Source organism: Leptospira jelokensis (assembly GCF_004769635.1).
Taxonomy (GTDB): domain Bacteria; phylum Spirochaetota; class Leptospiria; order Leptospirales; family Leptospiraceae; genus Leptospira_A; species Leptospira_A jelokensis.
The window spans coordinates 101,008-119,727 of the sequence record NZ_RQGH01000009.1; the positions used below are offsets into that span (position 1 = coordinate 101,008).

Genomic DNA, 18,720 nt, shown 5'->3' on the forward strand with positions numbered 1-18,720 from the left:
CATTTTTGCCGGTATCCAATCAAATGGTACCGGCTTTTTTGTATCTTAATTCTGGCTGGATACCAACTTTCCTTCGATATCTCGTAAGGTTCTATCCATAACTTGTAAATTGGTAGATTCTATCATTTTTTCTACATTACCTGTTCTAAAAAATCCGTAAATTTCAACTGTCAAATCAGCTTCTTCTAAAATGGTATTGGTTGCGATGAGTTTTGTGCCTTTATAAAGAGTATACTCACATTGGACTTTGTAAGATGTCTCTCGTATTTGGACGGGCCAATACGCAGTCAGTGGGTAGATAGCAGGCCATGTCCACCAGTAGTTATACGAATCTGAATACTTAGGTGTAATCGTGATGTCTAATGCGTAATCATCTGCTGTGATTTTGGAATTGTTATCGGGTATTGAAACCTTACTAAAGATCCGAGCTGATTTTAGATATTCAATGAAGACAGGTTTCCATCCATTGACAAAACTTAGGCGATCATACGTAATGATATCAAATTTCCCAATGTATACCTGATTTGGGTATTTAGCAATCGATGAAACAGAATCTTGTTTTGATGGAGGGATTTGTTTGATGTCGACTTGGCAATTCAGAACGAAAACCAAAATGATAAAACGAAAGAGATAGTTACGCATATTGTTTGTTATTCTAATCGAACTAACAATTGTCAAGTTTATATCGATCGATCGTTTCGGAATTTCTGATAGATTGGAAAAGTTCATTTTTAAAGATCAATTTCTTCGGCGACGATGAGAAATGGATTTTTATTCCCATCTAACGCACTTATGATTTGATCCAACGATTTTTTTTGAATCCCAATACAACCTGACGTTGGTTTGGTTTCATTCCAAGGGTGAAGGAAAAGCATACTCCCCATGCCCGCAATCCTAGGATTTGTATTGTGTTCAATGACTAAAAAAAGTTCATAAATCTCAGAACTCCATAATGAATGGGCACCCTTTTCTTTTCGGTTTACCAATTGGTTATAATGTTTGGAGTTGGAATCGTCGTTCCAATGATGATTTTTAGAAATTTGCGTGTATTCTAAATTACGAATGGATCGTTTTCCTTTTCCCAGCATCCGTTTGATTGGAAAAAAACCCAACGGGGTGAATCCATCCCCTTCTCGTTTTAGATTGGAGGAGATTAAGCCACTTCGACCAAACCAAACAGGGATGTTCTCGATTTTTGTTTCCCAATGGCCGAGAACCAGTTCAAAAAGATACAACTTCCCAACCGTCTCCCCTGGTTCGCCGAGTACAAGGACCACTTGTTCCGCTAGGTGGAACTCCTCCGGAAAGAGAATCTCTCTCCCTTTGTTTGCAGGCGATGCTTCTTTTTGGAAAAAAAATGGAGAAAAACAGAGGAAAAATACAATGATGGCAAGGTTTTGGCACGGAAATTTTAGGGAAATCGAGAATTTGGAAGGAAAAAAAGAAGGTTTTTGGGAAATTGGTTCTGATTCCAATTGTGTATTGCGAGTAGACCGCTCCCCCTGCTGGGCTCGAACCAGCGACCCAATGATTAACAGTCATTTGCTCTACCGACTGAGCTAAAGGGGAATCTCGAATCTGTGACCATGCTACGGAGAAAGCCCGCTAGGTCAACGAAAAAATTATGTCATGACGACGGAAAATTTTGAAAAAATTCTAAAATTTCCCATCCCGTAGGCTGAAAAAATGGATGTTTCCAACTAAAGATTCCTTCATTGTGACATAATCCTCTCCGTTCCTGGTAGAGGAAAAAATAGAAATTTTATATGTTGTTTGAGATGGGGTTCTTGCATGAAGATTGAGAGGCATTTTACCAAAGGGAACAAGGGTTTATACCCGAATTTGACATGGGTTCGTAAGGACTCCAAAATTACCAATACAGACGGATCCGTTGTGTTTGAAGCAAACGGCGTCGAAGTTCCTGATTTTTGGTCGCAAGTTGCTACCGATATCCTCGCACAAAAATACTTCCGCCGAAAAGGTGTTCCCAAGTACCTCAAAAAAGTAGCGGAAAAAGGAATCCCTGAATGGTTGCAACGTTCGGTTCCTGATGATGAAAAGCTCATCGCCCTAAACCCAGAAGACCGTTATGTCGGAGAATCTGATTCCAAACAAGTATTCCACCGTTTGGCGGGATGTTGGACCTATTGGGGTTATAAATACGGGTATTTTTCTGACGAAGACAGTGCCCGAGTTTTTTATGAAGAAGTCATCTTTATGCTCGCAAGCCAAATGGCAGCTCCGAACTCCCCACAATGGTTTAATACGGGCCTCCACTGGGCGTATGGAATTGATGGAAAATCGCAAGGACATTATTACGTAGATCCAAAATCGGGAAAATTAGTAAGGTCCGCTTCTTCTTACGAACACCCACAACCACATGCATGTTTCATCCAATCTGTGGATGATGATTTAGTGAATGAAGGGGGGATCATGGACCTTTGGGTTCGTGAAGCTCGCCTCTTTAAATATGGTTCCGGAACAGGAACCAATTTTTCAAACCTTCGCGCTGCCAATGAATCCCTTTCAGGTGGTGGAAAGAGTTCTGGTCTCATGTCCTTCCTAAAAATTGGGGACAGGGCTGCAGGAGCAATTAAGTCCGGAGGAACCACTCGGCGTGCAGCAAAGATGGTTTGCCTCGATATGGACCACCCGGACATCGAAGAGTTCATTGATTGGAAAGTACAAGAAGAGAAAAAAGTAGCTTCCCTTGTGACAGGATCCATTCTCAATAACAGACTTTTAAACGAAATTATGAATGCTTGTTCTTCCGCCAAACAAATACTTGGTGAAGAAAAGGCATACGATCCGGCTGCCAATGTGGATCTCAAAAAAGCGATCCAAAAAGCAAGAAAAGCCTTTGTACCTGATAACTACATCAAACGAGTGATCGACTTATCCAAACAAGGATACAAAGATTTACTTTTTGAAGAACTCACAACTGACTGGCAATCTGAGGCTTACAACACTGTCTCTGGACAAAATTCCAATAACTCCGTTCGGATCACCAATGAGTTTATGGAAGCAGTGGAAAAAGACCTCCCCTTCCACCTCATCAATCGAACAGAAAAAGAAAAAGCTCGCAAAGAAGGACGTGAACCAAAGGCAGCAAAAACCTTACGAGCTCGTGACCTTTGGGAACGGATTGCAAATGCTGCTTGGAACTCCGCTGACCCAGGTACACAATACCATAGCACCATCAATGAATGGCACACCTGTCCAGAAGACGGTGCGATCAATGCATCAAACCCATGTTCGGAATACATGTTCCTTGACAATACGGCGTGTAACTTGGCTTCTGCGAACCTTGTCAAATTTCTAAAAGAAGATGGAACCTTTGATGTAGAAGGATATAGGTACTTAAATAAAATTTGGACCATCATCCTTGAAATTTCGGTTCTTATGGCACAGTTCCCTTCCAAAGAAATTGCGGAATTGTCATACAAATTTAGAACCTTAGGCCTTGGGTATGCAAACCTTGGTTCCCTTCTGATGATCATGGGAATCCCTTATGATTCACAAGAAGCAATGGCTGTTACTGGTGCCATTTCTTCCATCATGCACATGACTGCTTATGCAACTTCTGCAGAGATGGCAAAAGAACTTGGACCATTTGCTGGTTACGAAAAAAACAAAGAACATATGTTACGTGTGATGCGTAACCACAGACGTGCGGCTTACAACGCTCCAAAAGAAGAATATGAAGGATTGACCATCACTCCAGTGGGAATCAACCCTTCGTTTTTACCTTCTTACCTACTCGAAGCAGCAAAAGAAGATTCTGACCGAGCATTGGAACTTGGGGAACAATATGGTTACCGCAATGCACAAGTAACTGTGATCGCACCAACTGGAACCATCGGTTTGGTTATGGATTGTGACACCACAGGGATCGAACCTGACTTTGCACTTGTAAAATACAAAAAATTGGCTGGTGGTGGTTACTTTAAAATCATCAACCAATCGGTTCCTGCGGCACTAAAAAAACTTGGGTATAGCCAAGCAGAACAAGATGCCATCGTGAACTACTGTAAAGGCCATGCAACATTTAATGGTGCCCCAGGTGTTAACACGGCACGATTAAAAGAAAAAGGATTCACTGAAGATGTATTGGAGAAATTAGAAAAACAACTCCCTTTCGTTTTTGATATCCAATTTGCATTTAACAAATTTACATTAGGTGAAGATTTCCTTGCAAAAACCTTAGGCATTGACCCTTCCCTTTACAACTCAATGGGATTCAATTTACTTGAGACATTGGGATTTACGGCAGATGAAATTGCACAAGCAAATGACTATGTTTGCGGAACAATGACAATCGAAAACGCTCCTTTTATCAAAGAGAAGGACCTTCCTGTTTTTGATTGTGCCAACAAATGTGGTAAATACGGAAAACGTTTTTTATCTTATCAATCACACATTCGAATCATGGCAGCGGCTCAACCATTCATTTCGGGTGCAATCTCCAAAACGATCAACCTTCCAGAAGAGGCAACCATAGAGGATGTAAAAAATGCATACCTTATGTCCTGGAAAGTGATGATCAAAGCAAACGCTCTCTACCGAGACGGATCAAAACTTTCACAACCACTTAACTCCGTATTCCAGTTGTTAAGCGCAGTTGGTGAAGAGGAAGAAGAACTAAGCACAACTTCCGCTCCGAAAACGGTAACAGAAGTGGCAGAAAAACTAGTGTATAAATACATTTCGGAAAGAAGGAAACTCCCTCACCGACGTGCAGGATACACTCAAAAAGCAATGGTGGGTGGTCACAAAGTATACCTCCGAACAGGAGAATACGAAGATGGCCAACTTGGTGAAATCTTTATCGATATGCACAAAGAAGGTGCGGCTTTCCGTTCCCTTATGAATGCATTTGCGATAGCAGTTTCGCTTGGTTTACAACACGGGGTTCCATTGGAAGAGTTTGTAGAAGCATTTACTTTCTTCAAATTTGAACCAAATGGAATGGTGTCTGGAAACCCACACATTAAAATGTCTACTTCTGTGATCGATTACATCTTTAGAGAACTTGCGATCACTTATCTTGGTCGATACGACTTGGCACAGGTATCACCAGAAGACTTAAGGACTGACGAAGTGGGAAGGAAGGCGGAACCTGCACGAGAAACTGCGGGAAAGTCGGAAACTAACGCAACTCGCACTCCGTTACCGGTAAATACGATTTCCATGAAATCGGTTCTGGAAGACAAACAAGAAGTGGCAGTTGTGGCTGGTCAAACCCCACAACCAACACAAGCGCAGTCTGCGGCAGCGACACTCAAAATCATCGCGGAAGCAAGGACCAAAGGGTATACAGGAGATTCCTGTACTGAATGTGGATCCTTCCAGATGGTGAGAAATGGTGCTTGCCTCAAATGTATCTCTTGTGGTTCCACAACCGGTTGTTCGTAGCAAAATCAAATTCCCTCTTGTAAGATTTAAATTGCGAGAGGGATTGAAAACTAATCTCTCATATCTCTAAATCTAGTGGGAGTGGGATAAAAAAGACCGCAGATTTTGCGGTCTTTTTTATTTTGTGACCAAACCATTTGTTGTGAAGAGAGAAGGAACCAAGTTGTGGAATGATTTCTGTTTCCTGATTCAATAACCAGTCCAATTGAAAAAAAGCAAGGAAACCCTCTGAATCGAGTTTGTATTTACCAGAATTTTTTAAGGAGTGGGTGCGGGTTCAATAGAACCTTCCTCAGACTTTGGAACACCACCACCTAATTGATTTAAGTTGGGAAGATCCACTTTTGGTGAGGAGAATGTCCCCCGTATTGGGATACAGGTTTTCCCTGCTTCTTGTGGTAAAAGTGCAACCATACCAACCAAATCTTGCCTTTCATTAGCAAATTTGTCAGTGAAAGTAAAACAAACTTTTAAATCCAATTGTGAAAATGAAATCGTATCTGAGAGGCGAACCACACCTTGGAATTGGAATTTTGCGATGTTTGAATCGAGGTTTCCCCTTTCGATGAGTAGTTTTCCAGATCGAATTTTAAAGAGTAAATTGGCTCTTTTGATATCGGTTCCCTTCAAACTTCCTAAAAAAGGAATCTCCATCGACTCTTTGATTTTTCCACCAGAAAGAGTGATTTCGCCTTCCCCATTCCATTTGGTGACTTTTTCGTCTAACGGCGACAGACGAATCGGCAGATCCAATGTTTGGATGCCAAAGGAAAGGTCACTTCCTTCAAAACTAAAATAACCTACATTCACATCCCCTTCCAATCGGGATTGTAATAGTCCGAAAAGTGAAATTCCAAGACTTACTTCTTCCGCTTTGAGTGCAGTACCAGTGGGAAAACTCACAACAAAACTATCAAAAGATTTTCGACCAATCATTGGAAAATGAATTTCTTTTGCATCCATAAAGATGCCTGTTTCTTTTCCCGTTTTGATCAGCATAGAACGAACAATTTCATTCAGAGGGAAAATAAAAATTGTGAAAATTAGAAACGAAACAAAAGATATGGCGATTAAGGTAAATACTTGTTTTCGATTGACTTTAGAATGTTCTTCATCCGACTCTTCCTCAAAAAAATCATTGTCTTCTTCAAGGAGCGATTCTTGAACGACAACATCCTCATCTAAATCAAAATCTTCCTCGAATTCATTTTCTTTTGCCATTTTATTTACCTTTAGACAAACGACTATAAGACGATACTTTTAGGTTTACATCGTAAATTTCTTTTTCTGCAAAAGGTTTTCGAAAGCTAAGAAGGTCTACTTTAGCCTGGATTTGTTTGTTTTTTTCGATATCGTAAACAAGTTTAATGATATCTTGTAATAATACAGATCGAAACGATACATCAATTGTGATTTTATTATAGTCCTTTTGGATGACATTACTTGTATCCTTCATCGTTTGGACTTTGTCCTTTAGGTTGTACCGAACCAAAATTTGGTCGAGTTTGGAATACATCACACTTACATCTTCTTCACTTCCACCAGACTGTAATCCGCGTAAATAATTGTACTCACGAATCACTCGGTCAAGTTCACCTGCTTGAGATCTTGTTTCAAATATCTCTTCGGAAAGCCTATTTCTAAGATCGGATAACAATGTCACGATGGTATATAGGCCAAGTAATGACACAAAACTAATAAGTCCAATGACAAGGACTCGTTCTCTATCGTTCAATCGATCAAACATTAAGGTTCATCCTTCGGTGTCACAACATCCATTTTGATTTTAAAACTAACTTTGAACTTATTTACACCGGTTATCAGACGTTTGTTTTGGATTTGGATGTTTGTAAATTTTTCAGATTTCTCTAACGCAGATTGGATGGTTCCAATTTCTCCAAACTCATTTACCCTTCCATAAATCTGGATTTCTTTTTCTTCAAAATTGAACTGGTCCAAAATAAAAGGTAAAACATCAGGAGATGGGAACTGTTCTGTTGCTTCGTTTAAAACATCTAAAACACTCTCTTGGGACAAAAACAAACGATAGATTTCCGTTTTTTTTCGTTCTGCTTTGAGTTTTTTACTGGCTGCGTCAAGTGGATCCTCGTCTTCTCCTAACTCACCACCAATTCCATTTTTGTATTTTTCCATTAATATCTGTTTGCCTGCGGCAATTTTGCGTTTATCCAAAATGATACCAATGATAAACACCCCAAACAGGAGGATGAGTGAAATACTAACTAAGATGATGTGTGGTTTGAATGCGGAGAGTTTGAACCTGTTTGTGTGGATCTTTTTTGCAAACCCTGTTTCTAAAAAATTCACTCGGTGACGGGATTCAAAATGAACTCCCGTTGCCACAGCGGTCACAAAACTCGGATCATTGATTCCTAAAAATTCATACCGCCCTGTTTTTGTTCCTAACTTCTCCTCAAAATAGGCAGTTAAACCCGGGTAAAGACTTGCCCCTCCTGATAATAGGATCAGTGTTGGCCTTTCTTTTTCAGGAAGTGAGAAGATACTATTTTCTACTTCATGGATGATTTGGTCGAGTTTTGCCAAAATGAATTTACGAAGGGATTTTAGTTGGGTGGCACTGATATGGAAATGGTTTAAAAACTTAGTTTCATCTACTTTGTCTATGGTATCAAATAAGAAACCAACAGGAAGTGATTCTTTGACAAGTCGTGCTTCTTCCATATCAATTTTTAGAAGGTTTGAGATCTCAGTTGTGACTTCCTCTCCACCAATATAAATTTGGCGAGTATGCCTTAACTTTCCTTCAAAAAGAACATTTAAGATACTATACCGACCACCTAAATCGAGTTGTAAGATGGAAGTATCTGCGACTAATAATGGATAATTCTTTGTGATGAGAGATGATAGCACAAAGGAATCCAAAGAAAGGCAACTTAAAGTCAAATCACCTTTGGCAAACGGTTTTAGTGCACGAAAAAGTTCGGAATGGTGAACATTAAATGTAATCACTTCCGAGTTTTCTTTGCCAGTCCTCCATGTTTTACCAATGACTTCTAGTTCCTCCATTGGATAGGGAACTAAATTTTCAACTTCAAATGGCAATACTTCTTGGATGGCTTTTTCGGAAACAAGAGGGACCGTTAAGTCCCTAACAAATAAATTATGGATTCCTAAATTGAGTAAAAATCGATTTTCCTCAGGGAAAAAACTTTGGATAAAACGAATGATGTTGTATTCAAACGGATCTCCTTCGTTTTCGTCCAGTTCTACAACAGGTAAACTTTCTGTTCGAAGGATCACCACTTTGCCCAAAACTTTTTTGAATAATACACCTTTTAAAAAAGTAGAGCCGTAGTCGATTGCAAGGTATTGGTCAAATGATAACATAATTAATCTTCAGTATAGTATAACATCTGGTTGTTGGTAAGATCAAATAATCCTGTTACCTTACGAACCACTTTATCCTTTATAATCCCAACCCCTGTAATTTTGTAAACTTCACCTTTGGTTTTGATCCGGCCACCAGAAACATCCGTACCTTCTCCCGCAAGCTCCTTGTACAGAGTAAGGTCACCAGTGGTTTTCACTTGGAACTCAGGTTCTGTCTCCAGATCTTTCAATTCTTTAATATAGCCTCCTTTCTGCAACTTGAGTTTCAAAATTTTCATGGCGGCTTGTTTGGTCATAAAATCGGACAGGGAAATCAGGACAAAATAGGGAGCGGTATTGATATTGATCCGATCGTCATAGGAATCACCCGCTGGCAAATATGCCGTGATATTATTGGAAAGCACATAATCTTTATCGGAACGAAGGGCTCTTTCCTCCTCAGTCATAAAGTCCTTCGAATTATTTTTGTCGTAATCCTTCGGTTTTAAACTCTCGTAAACGGTCGCGCGATCAAATCCTTTCACATTTAATAACTCTGAAAGGGAATAAAAGGGTGCGTTTTTGATCTTTCGGGGAGGACTTAGGCGCCCATAGTAGTATTGTTCCGCTCCTCCCCCTGTTTCCTGGTGGTTTTCATCGATCCAATCCAAAATCGGAAAAATCATCTCACGTTTGAGACCAAACTGGTAAAACAACCGTGTCACCATTTCAATTGTCCTTTGGTTCGGTTGGTCATCATAAATTTTCACAAGCGAGTTGATATTGATTTTCCCATCTTCTGGACTCATTGTGTAATAGATCACACCACCTCCAAGTGGGATGGGAGGTGGGTCCATGGCAAGGCCAGACTGGTACAATACTTCTTCAGGGATTTTTTTTAAAGCACCAATGGCTCCCATAAATCCTGCTTTCGCTAACATATGGGCTCTGAAACCATCTGCCTGAGCCTTTGCCACACTGTATTCAGTCGCGGCATCTTCAAAAAATTTCGAAGCCGTGAAAAGGGAAGCAGTTCCAATGGCCATCACAAGGAGATAAACCATAAATCCTTGTTTGAATTTTTTATTTGTAAAGAATGACTGGATGCGCAAGTGATTCATATTTAACAAAGGCACTCCCCACAAGTGATATAATTTCAAACCGAATGAGCCTTGGAATTTTTTTCGTGGTCCTGGAATTCCAATCATCAACCCATTTATCGCCTCTTTCAGAATACTTCATTTGAAAACTTTTTACATTCTCAAGTAACACATGTTCAACTCCACCTTGTGTTGGAAAATTATCTACCATTTCATCTTCCCGTCTGATCAAATAGGACAATCCTTCCAATTTTGGATTTGGCATTTTTCGTAAGTAAAAAGAAACCTCTCGGACAGATGCTTGTCCTTCTTCTTCGGAGTTGGGATTTGAGGTAGCAAATACGATTCGGTCATTCCTTGTTCCCGTTACTCCTTCTTGTTTTCCTACAAATAAAATTCGTTTTTGGTTATCGATAAAATAAGCTCGAGATAATGTACCACGGATATTCTCCATCGCATACAAAATATCCTTTCGGTTTGCTCCTTTATTAGAGGCACCTTTTTTAGAAATTTTATTGGCTGTATAAAAAACTGAGAAAATTCCTGTAAAGATCACAGCCATGATCATAACCACAATGGAAATCTCAACTAAGGTAAAACCTTTGCGCAAATTAAGATGGTGATGAATGGGAGAGAGAAAAAAACGAACCTTCATTAGTATTTTGTACTCCGAAAGGTTTCCACGGTATAAGTTTGTTTTTTGTTACCATCCATATAAAAAATAGATACTTTGACTCGAAAAACTTTTAATACCCCACCCGTTTCAAAACTTTTTTTTTGTCCCCTTTTTTTCATTAAATCGCTAAGACCCACATCTTTATCACCTAACATATCTTTTGGGGCTTTTTTTCGAAGTTCTTCTGCGTTTGGACCACCCGCGAGTTTCAAGAGGTCCATTTCTTCTTCTTTGATTTCAGTTTCAAAGCTATAACCAGGAAATGCATCTATCGTACCTTTGGATGTATCAGTTTGCATGGTGGTAGAAGAATCCACTTGGGCCATTTTGATTTTTGCCAAATGGACAGCATTGGAAAGTAAAACCGCCTTTTTTTGGTAAGCGATTCCTTCGGCAATCATGGAATAGGTGTACGTCATCACCATGGCTGCCATCGCCATTGCAATGGTGACTTCAAATAAAGTAAAAGCAGACTTAAAGGACTTAACGAGGTTGTGTTTTTGCATTGGGATCAATTTGTTCATCTCGTTCATCAAGTCCGTACGACACTTTTGAAATCGGGTTTGATTCAGGTTCCGGGAAATATTCCGTTTTATGGATTTTTACTTTTCCCCCATACCGATAAATTTGAAGGGTTCTTTTGATTTCTGTATCGGAGCCTATGTATAAAAATAAATCAGTAGTGGTGCCTTGTGGAGTGAATACAATCCGAATTTTTCCCTCATTCCTGGGTTTTCCACCTAAGTCCCGTACGCTGACGATTTTGGAATAAAAAGGAAGGGTTACTTTTTTTAGAATTGGTTCTTCTTCGAGTCCAGACTCTTCTCGTTTTAGTAAAAAAAACTGGTATTCTCTCTTTTCAAATTCATATTCAAAAAGCACTGCTTGGTTTGTGAGTTGGGCTTTGTTGTATCCAAACTTAAACGACTCTTGCAACTTAACAGAGATATCTTCCGTCGAAGGGATGATGAGATTGCGAAGGGATCCTCCGACTATCACCATCACTAACCCTAAAATAGAAATGACTACGACGATCTCAATCAGAGTGAGACCGTCGCGAATTTGTCGTTTCCTAAGAGGAAATTTTATTTTAGCGGAAAGCGGCTGGGTAATCATCAGGAGAGAGGATGTTAAAATCTTTGTTTTTTCCATCTCCACCTTCTTTTTTATCTTCACCAAGGGTTAGGATTTGAGGGACAGCACCTTCAAATTTTAACACATATGGGGTTTTCCAAGGGTCTTTCAAAACGGCTTTTTCCCGAATGATGGGTTCGTAATCATCCCCTATTTTGTCATCATCTGGTTTTTCGATTAACGCTTGTAAACCTTGTTCTTCCGATGGGTATTTGTCATAAACTTCCAAATAACGTTCCAACGCTGTTTTCAAAACGGCACTGTCATTTTTCAGTTTCAGTTTTTTTTCGCCTTCACCACGGTTACCGATACTTGAGTAAAGAATCGCCATAAGGGAACCCAAAATGAGCATCACCACGGTGATTTCAATTAGAGTGAGTCCCTCACGGATCTTTCTGTTGTTTCCTTTCATTTTCATAAACTCTACATCCCCTGGATTTCTTGAGTTAGTTTGTACATAGGCGTCATAATCGCCGCCATAATGGTAAAAATAATTCCACCCATTACTATGATCATCATAGGTTCTAAGGATTGGGTCAAAGATTTTATTGCTGTATCGACCTCAGATTCGTAGATTTCTGAGAGTTTATTCATCATTTCGGGAACTTTATCGGATGCCTCACCGGCGCTTAGCATACCTAAAACCATTTGGGGCAGGACTTGGCTCCCTTGTAAGGAATCCGATAATTTTCCCCCTTCCTTAATTTTGATGATGGCAGCATCGATCTCTTCTTTAAAAACCGTATGCCCTACCACATCAGAAACAATATTGAGAGAAACAATTAAAGGAACTCGGTTGAGAAGCAGGATGGAAAGGTTCCTCGCAAAATTGGAAACTAATATCTTTCGCAGTAAGGTTCCAATCACAGGAAGCCTCAGCAAAAAAGTATCCCAAACTTTTTTCCCATCTGGTGAAGATTTCCATTTCATGAAACCAAGGAAGGCAAATGAAATCATTCCTAGGATAAAATACCAATAATTAGTGAGAACATAAGATAAAAAAATCACTGCACGTGTGAGAAGTGGGAGTTTCGCATCAAAAGAAGCAAACAACTGTTCAATTTGTGGAATGACCACTACAAGTAAAAAGATCGATACTCCAAGGGAAAGTAATCCCATAATCATTGGATAAATCATGGCCACTTGGACTTTGGATTTTAATTCAGAAGATTTTTCTTCTAGCTCAGCTAACCTGTGCAAGGTGTTTTCATAATTCCCTGTTGATTCTCCAACAGAAATCAAACTGGGGTATTGGTCAGGGAACACGGTTTTGTGTTTTTTCATGGACTCAGAAAGACTTGATCCTTCCGTAATGTCCGCCCGCATCTCAATCAAAACTTTTTTAAAATAAATATTTTCTACTTGGTCTATGATGGAAAGTAAACATTTATCAAGTGGGATTCCCGCACCAATAAGAGTCCCCAATTGTTTGCAAAAAAGACCTACTTCTTTTCTTGGAATCCGATATAGAAGTTTCGATAAAAAAGGGAATAATTCTCGTTCTTCTTTTTCTCGGTCTTCCTCAATGGATCTAACGTATAAACCTTTTGCCTTTAATTTATTTCGTGCCGCTTGTAAATTAACAGCATCGATAATGTTTTTTTCTTCTTTTCCTTTTTTATTAAAAGCAACGTAGGTATACAGTGGCATAGTTTAAGATACCCGTAACACTTCTTCTGGGGTTGTCACTCCCTCAATCACTTTGTACTTTCCATATTCTTGTAAGGTGGAAAGTCCATTTTTTACCGCAAGTTCCTTGATACGGTTGGCATCTGCCCCTTGTAAAATGGCACGTTTGATTTCATCGTTCATGGTAAGGAGTTCGTAAAGCCCTGTCCTTCCTTTGTATCCAGAATTGAGGCAAGAGCTACAACCTTTCCCACGATACAAAACTCCATTTTTTAATTCTTTCCTTTGGATACCGAGACCAGCCAAATCTTTGTCAGTTGGCTTGTAGGATGTTTTACAATCTTTACAGATTACACGAACAAGCCTTTGTGCCATAAAACCTAACACAGAACTTGTGATGAGGTAAGGTTCAATTCCCATATCCACAAGCCTTGTGACAGCGGAGGACGCATCATTGGTGTGAAGGGTGGAAAATACCAAGTGGCCCGTGAGGGAAGCTTGGATGGCAATCCTTGCTGTTTCCTCATCTCGGATCTCCCCTACCATCACCACATCCGGATCTTGTCGTAGAATTGAACGAAGGCCTGCCGCAAAAGTAAGTCCAATTTTTTCATTCATCTGCATCTGTGAAATCCCTTCCATTTGGTATTCCACTGGGTCTTCACAAGTGATGATATTTCGTTCTTCCGTATTGATTTCAGATAAAGCTGAGTAGAGAGTCGTTGATTTACCAGAACCAGTTGGACCTGTGACCAAAATGATTCCATAAGGTTTGTAGATGAGTTCTTTAAAATCTTTTAAAATCTGAGGATTAAATCCCATGGTTTCTATGGAATATTTTTGGTCCGTTTTATTCAAAATCCTCATTACAATCCGTTCCCCGAATTGGCATGGGATGATAGAGACCCTTACATCCACATCTTTACCAGCTAACCTAAGTTTAATTCTACCATCTTGCGGGAGCCTGTTTTCTGCAATATTCAAATTGGACATGATTTTGATACGAGTCGAAATTCCCGCCAAATACGATTTAGGTGGACTTAATACTTTCTGTAAAACCCCATCCACACGGTAACGAACCACAACTGATTTTTCAAATGGTTCAACGTGGATGTCAGATGCCCTTTCGGATACAGCTTGTGATAAAATCACATTCACCATTTTGATGATTGGTGCTTCGTTTGATAAATCAAGTGCGTCGGACTCAAAGGCATCGGAAAGGTCGCCGAAACTTCCGTCCATCTCATCCATCATTTCTTTGGCTTCTGCAGTTGTTTTATCAAACTGAGAATGGACGATGCGCATGATTTCGTTTTCTGTTGCTAAAACGAATTGGATTTCATATCCTTTTAAGAAGGAACGCATGTCATCCATTGGATGGAGGTCTGTTGGATCAGAGGTAGCTACAAAAACTTTTTTTCCTTTTACAAGGAACGGAACGATTTTAGAACGTTGGACAAGTTTTAAGGGAATTTTATTAAAAATATCTTCATTTGCAACAAACTCAAGTTTGTCGTAAAACTCCATTTTATGGAGTTTCGCAAGTGCCTTTAGGATATCGGTTTCGGAAGCGAGACCTTTTTTTTGGATGATATGAGTGATGGGAAGATTTGTTTTTTCCTGTTGTTTGGAAATGTCTTCTAAATCCTTTATCGTAAGGATTCCATCTTCTAAAAGAATCTGACCTAAACTTTTTCTCATCTCAGTTTCTTTTCTCGTTCATCCACCATCCTTTCTTGTTCATTTTTCTTTTGGATGGTCATTCGGTCTGATTTATCCCGATCATCTAAGATGTGAGGTGTGAGGAACACCATCAAATTGGTTTTACGATTTTGATTGGTGGTCCTACGAAACAAAGTGCCAAGCAGTGGGATCTCCCCTAAAATTGGGATTTTTTGTACTTTCTTTTGTTTGTCATTGGAGAGTAATCCTCCAATCACTATCGTTTGAATATTATCCACTACGATTGTTGTTTTGATATCTCTTTTGTTAAAGGTTGGGTTTCCACCAGTCGCTTCAGAAGAAATCCCCGCCACGTTTTTGATTTCTTGGTAAAGATCAAGAGTGATCCGATTGTTTTTGTTGATATGGGGTGTGAACTTTAGTTTAATCCCTGTTGGGCGGTATTCAAAGTTTGCAACTGTTACCGCATTGTCACCACCAAGACCTGCGTTACGGTTTTGGGTACGAACGGGAACATCCTGGCCCACATTGATCTCCGCTTCTTGGTTGTCCAAAGTCAAAATCTGTGGAGCAGACAATACATTAAAATTTTCATTCGTGGAATTCGCATTTAAGATACCAATGATTTGTTGTCCACCACGACGGATAAATCCAAGTGAAAAACCAGAGAGAGTGTTTACATTCGTTGGCCGACCATTTTTGTCAATGACCCCACCTTGTGCCGCAAGACCTGTGTTAAACTGTCCATAAGCTAATTCTTGGTAACGCCAATCAATACCAAAGTCATTGAGGTCTGTAGAACTTAACTCAACAATGAGAACTTCGAGTAACACCTGTTTTCTTGGTGTATCAAGGATTTTAATGATTTTTTTAATTTCTTCCCATTCTTGAGGTGTGGCTGTCACAATGAGTGAATTGGATTCTTTATGCGCAACCGCCTTTATTTTGTCTTGTTTTCCAGGAACCTTTGGAGCTTGCGGAACTGGTTGTGGGGGCTGTGCCGGTTTTCCATCTGCACCCGCTTCCCCTGGTTGGCCTTGTACTGGTGCGACAGGTGCATCTGGCATATCCAATTTCACTAGGATGGCAGCAAGTTTTTCTGCCTCATTGTATTCTAATGTATAAATATGAATGTCACCAGCAGAAGAAATCGAACCTGGTCCATCAGCTCGTACATCCAGATTGTCAACTAACTTGAGTAATTTGTTGATGTCGGAAGTTGAACCTGAAAAAATCAAGGTATTTTGGTTTTTAGGAATGATGATATCTGTATCAGGAGATGTGACTCGTTTGAGAATGGGTTCGAGTTCAATCGCATTCGAAAATTCTAAGGGAACAATTTGAGTGATGGTTTTGTTCAAAGCAACTTCAGAATCCGAAACTGGATCCTTTCCAATCCGCACAATTTGAGATTTTGCAAGTGCATCTTTGATTTTTACCACTTTGATTAGGTCATTTTCTTCTATGAGACCAAACCCTTGTGTCTCTAAAACAGACTTCATAAACCCATAGGCATCTTCAATGCGAACACGTTTTTGTGAAATGATGGTGATCTTTTTCCCTTTCACCGCATCATCGATCAAAATATTCTTTTTGATGATGGCACTCATTCCCATAAGGAAGTCTTTCAGTTCTGTATCGCGCCAGTCTGCTGTGAAACTTGCGGGTTCTTGTGATGTTTTTGCTTTTGGTTTCCCTTTTTCTTGAGAGAATTGGGGAGTCACAATCATATAAAGGCAAATGCAAAGGACAACGAATGGGAGACGATTTCTCATTTTAATTCCGAATGATAAATTCATATGTGATTATTTTGCCTTGTCTTTCTAAATCCACTGTAATTTTCGGGGCTTGTTTGATCGAACCCCAAATTTCCAACATTTTCTCTGTTTCATTGAGTGGCATTCCATTCACACGTTTGATGATATCACCACCACGTGCTCCAAGGGAGTAAAAGACATGGTCTTTTGCCACTTGATAGATTTTGTAACCCTCGATCTTTCCGTCTACCAAATGAGGGCCAAACCTTGCATTTTTGTAGATGGTATTTGGGTCTTTCAGTTTGCGATTGACGTCTTCTCTGGAAAGGACTTTCTGAATCGTTTGGCTAGAAGGCCCTAAATTGGATACGGGGGCTGCATCTTTTGGTCGGATCCTCTCTTTTGCCTGTGCGGGGGTTTCTCCAATATTCACCCGAAGGCTAAGACCCCCTTTTTTCAAAACTACATAATGCTGTTCAATGGTCTGGACTTTATAACCACCCACCATCTCCCCGACGCCGTATTCTTCCGAGTCATTGTTTTGTTTCTCACGAATGGTCACACGGGCAAAGGACCAATGGCCAGACAAAGTCCCTGTCACAAGCATTTGGTCGTCATCCCCATTGTCTTGGGCAATTTCCGGATCGAGGGGAGAACCATCCGCACCCCGTTTGGTGGCATCATTGGGATCGAATGCTTGGCCACGGATAAGGTTGCCTGTGACCATATCTTCGTAGGTACTCACTGCCAAAATCACTTCTTGTCTAGTTTGTTTGGGACGGACTTGGCTTCCTACGTTCATTCCCGTTTCTGTAGAAAAAAGGAGTAAGAGGACAAGTTTTAAGAGATAAGCGAGCGAAAAAGAGAATAATAAAACGACCGGAATCAATGTCAAAAACTGACTCGATTGGATTCTTTGAAGGATTAAATTCATGCTCCCCACAAACCGGAGAAAAACTCCGATTACATTCCGGCTACTTCAGATTTGGGAAGTTTAGTCACATGTTTTTCAGTCATGCCGAGAGCCGATTCAGGATTCATGATTTTCCCGTTTCGAAATACCTCAAAATGCAAATGTGCTCCTGTAGCCGTTCCTGTCCTTCCGACAAGGGCAACCACACGGCCCATCTTCACCGTTTCCCCAACCTCAACTAAAATCTGGGAACAATGGGCGTAAACTGTTTTATACCCATTTTTATGTTGGATGGTAACGGAATTTCCATACCCACCATTCCGGCCAGTAAACACCACTTCTCCGTCGGCAGCCGACAAAACGGGGGCACCCACTTTCGCAGCTAGGTCAAGGCCTGAATGGTAAACACGGTTGTATTTATTGAATGGATCCACACGACGACCAAAACGAGAAGTCACACGGCTTTGGGGAACAGGTAAAATGAAAACTTTTTTCAGGACAACGCGGGAAGAAGATGCATTTTTCACTTGGACGGGCACATCCAAAACTTGGCCAATTTTCAATTGGTCACTTGTGAGTGAGTTTGCTTTTTTCAGTTTAGGAACATCAATGGAAAAGGAACGAGCAATTTTGGATAGATTGTCTTTCTTTTGGACCGTGTATTTTTTTACGACGATCCCAGATTCATGAACGACAGTATTACTCACCACAGGGGAAACATCGATGTATTTCGGAAGGCCAAGGGAAGCAAGTTCTACTTCTTCCTCTTCTCCTGTTTGGTTTACACCGACAGAGAAGAGTTTTTGCACTTCTTGTTCTTGGGATTGGTTTCCAAAAATACGAAATACATTGGAATCTCCAGAAGGCAAAGTTTCATTGATTTCTTGTTGGAGTTTCTGGAAAGGATTGGCAAGAAGAACCGTCCCAGGAACGAAGAAAAAAACAAATGTAAGGAATGGAATCACCTTCACAGTTATTGTATCGGGTAACCGAGTGAAGATTCTTGAACAAGAAAGAAAGAAAGCTGGAAAATGAAAATAATAGAACAATGAAAGCATCCCA

Annotated in this window: 16 protein-coding genes and 1 tRNA gene; 1 reads left to right on the forward strand and 16 read right to left on the reverse strand. The window is 40.1% G+C overall.

All coding sequences use genetic code 11. The features are described from left to right. Positions 1–45 precede the first annotated feature (45 nt). The 3 genes from EHQ62_RS03550 to EHQ62_RS03560 all read right to left on the reverse strand — a co-directional run bounded on the left by EHQ62_RS03550 (position 46) and on the right by EHQ62_RS03560 (position 1,569). Positions 46–642 carry an LBF_2127 family putative lipoprotein gene (locus EHQ62_RS03550; protein WP_135640865.1) on the reverse strand — a complete coding sequence of 199 codons (597 nt, stop codon included), beginning with the start codon at positions 640–642 and terminating at the stop codon, positions 46–48. Between the two features lie 89 nt (positions 643–731). Continuing rightward, entirely contained in the window at positions 732–1,475 is a 744-nt protein-coding gene (locus EHQ62_RS03555) for a L,D-transpeptidase family protein (RefSeq protein ID WP_135640866.1), read from the reverse strand. Positions 1,476–1,496: 21 nt separating this feature from the next. Next, a tRNA-Asn gene (locus EHQ62_RS03560) sits at positions 1,497–1,569 on the reverse strand. Positions 1,570–1,791: 222 nt separating this feature from the next. Between EHQ62_RS03560 and EHQ62_RS03565 the strand changes: the two genes are divergently transcribed. Next, positions 1,792–5,415 carry a vitamin B12-dependent ribonucleotide reductase gene (locus EHQ62_RS03565; RefSeq protein ID WP_135640867.1) on the forward strand — a complete coding sequence of 1,208 codons (3,624 nt, stop codon included), beginning with the start codon at positions 1,792–1,794 and terminating at the stop codon, positions 5,413–5,415. A 258-nt stretch (positions 5,416–5,673) separates the two neighbouring features. Here the strand turns inward: EHQ62_RS03565 and gspN are convergent, their stop codons facing one another. Genes gspN through EHQ62_RS03630 form a run of 13 tightly spaced genes read right to left on the reverse strand, consistent with a single transcriptional unit; the run spans position 5,674 to position 18,716 of the window. Beyond that, positions 5,674–6,636 (reverse strand): type II secretion system protein GspN, encoded by a 963-nt coding sequence (gspN, locus tag EHQ62_RS03570; protein WP_135640868.1) that lies wholly within the window; start codon positions 6,634–6,636, stop codon positions 5,674–5,676. A 1-nt stretch (position 6,637) separates the two neighbouring features. After that, positions 6,638–7,162, reverse strand: coding sequence for a hypothetical protein (locus EHQ62_RS03575; protein WP_135640869.1), 525 nt, complete (start codon positions 7,160–7,162; stop codon positions 6,638–6,640). Then, a complete protein-coding gene (locus EHQ62_RS03580; protein ID WP_135640870.1) occupies positions 7,162–8,784 on the reverse strand; it encodes a cell division protein FtsA in 1,623 nt (540 codons plus the stop codon). Before EHQ62_RS03580 ends, EHQ62_RS03575 begins: the two co-directional genes overlap by 1 nt. A 2-nt stretch (positions 8,785–8,786) precedes the next feature. After that, positions 8,787–9,887 (reverse strand): type II secretion system minor pseudopilin, encoded by a 1,101-nt coding sequence (locus tag EHQ62_RS03585; RefSeq protein WP_244241616.1) that lies wholly within the window; start codon positions 9,885–9,887, stop codon positions 8,787–8,789. Continuing rightward, entirely contained in the window at positions 9,850–10,521 is a 672-nt protein-coding gene (locus tag EHQ62_RS03590) for a type II secretion system protein GspJ (protein WP_135640871.1), read from the reverse strand. The genes EHQ62_RS03585 and EHQ62_RS03590 overlap by 38 nt, the downstream gene beginning before the upstream one ends. Further along, positions 10,521–11,048, reverse strand: coding sequence for a prepilin-type cleavage/methylation domain-containing protein (locus EHQ62_RS03595; RefSeq protein WP_135640989.1), 528 nt, complete (start codon positions 11,046–11,048; stop codon positions 10,521–10,523). The genes EHQ62_RS03590 and EHQ62_RS03595 overlap by 1 nt, the downstream gene beginning before the upstream one ends. Continuing rightward, entirely contained in the window at positions 11,026–11,658 is a 633-nt protein-coding gene (locus EHQ62_RS03600; protein WP_135640872.1) for a prepilin-type N-terminal cleavage/methylation domain-containing protein, read from the reverse strand. Before EHQ62_RS03600 ends, EHQ62_RS03595 begins: the two co-directional genes overlap by 23 nt. Continuing rightward, entirely contained in the window at positions 11,633–12,094 is a 462-nt protein-coding gene (locus EHQ62_RS03605) for a type II secretion system protein GspG (RefSeq protein WP_135640873.1), read from the reverse strand. Before EHQ62_RS03605 ends, EHQ62_RS03600 begins: the two co-directional genes overlap by 26 nt. A 5-nt stretch (positions 12,095–12,099) precedes the next feature. Next, the gene (locus EHQ62_RS03610) at positions 12,100–13,326 is read right to left on the reverse strand and encodes a type II secretion system F family protein (RefSeq protein ID WP_135640874.1); all 1,227 of its coding nucleotides are present in this window, start codon (positions 13,324–13,326) and stop codon (positions 12,100–12,102) included. Positions 13,327–13,329: 3 nt separating this feature from the next. Then, positions 13,330–15,006, reverse strand: a complete 1,677-nt coding sequence (gspE, locus tag EHQ62_RS03615; protein WP_135640875.1) for a type II secretion system ATPase GspE — start codon at positions 15,004–15,006, stop codon at positions 13,330–13,332. Further along, entirely contained in the window at positions 15,003–16,763 is a 1,761-nt protein-coding gene (gspD, locus tag EHQ62_RS03620) for a type II secretion system secretin GspD (RefSeq protein WP_135640876.1), read from the reverse strand. Before gspD ends, gspE begins: the two co-directional genes overlap by 4 nt. A 1-nt stretch (position 16,764) precedes the next feature. Further along, entirely contained in the window at positions 16,765–17,679 is a 915-nt protein-coding gene (locus EHQ62_RS03625; protein WP_135640877.1) for a general secretion pathway protein GspC, read from the reverse strand. Positions 17,680–17,708: 29 nt separating this feature from the next. Then, positions 17,709–18,716, reverse strand: coding sequence for a peptidoglycan DD-metalloendopeptidase family protein (locus EHQ62_RS03630; RefSeq protein ID WP_244241617.1), 1,008 nt, complete (start codon positions 18,714–18,716; stop codon positions 17,709–17,711). Between the last annotated feature and the right edge of the window lie 4 nt (positions 18,717–18,720).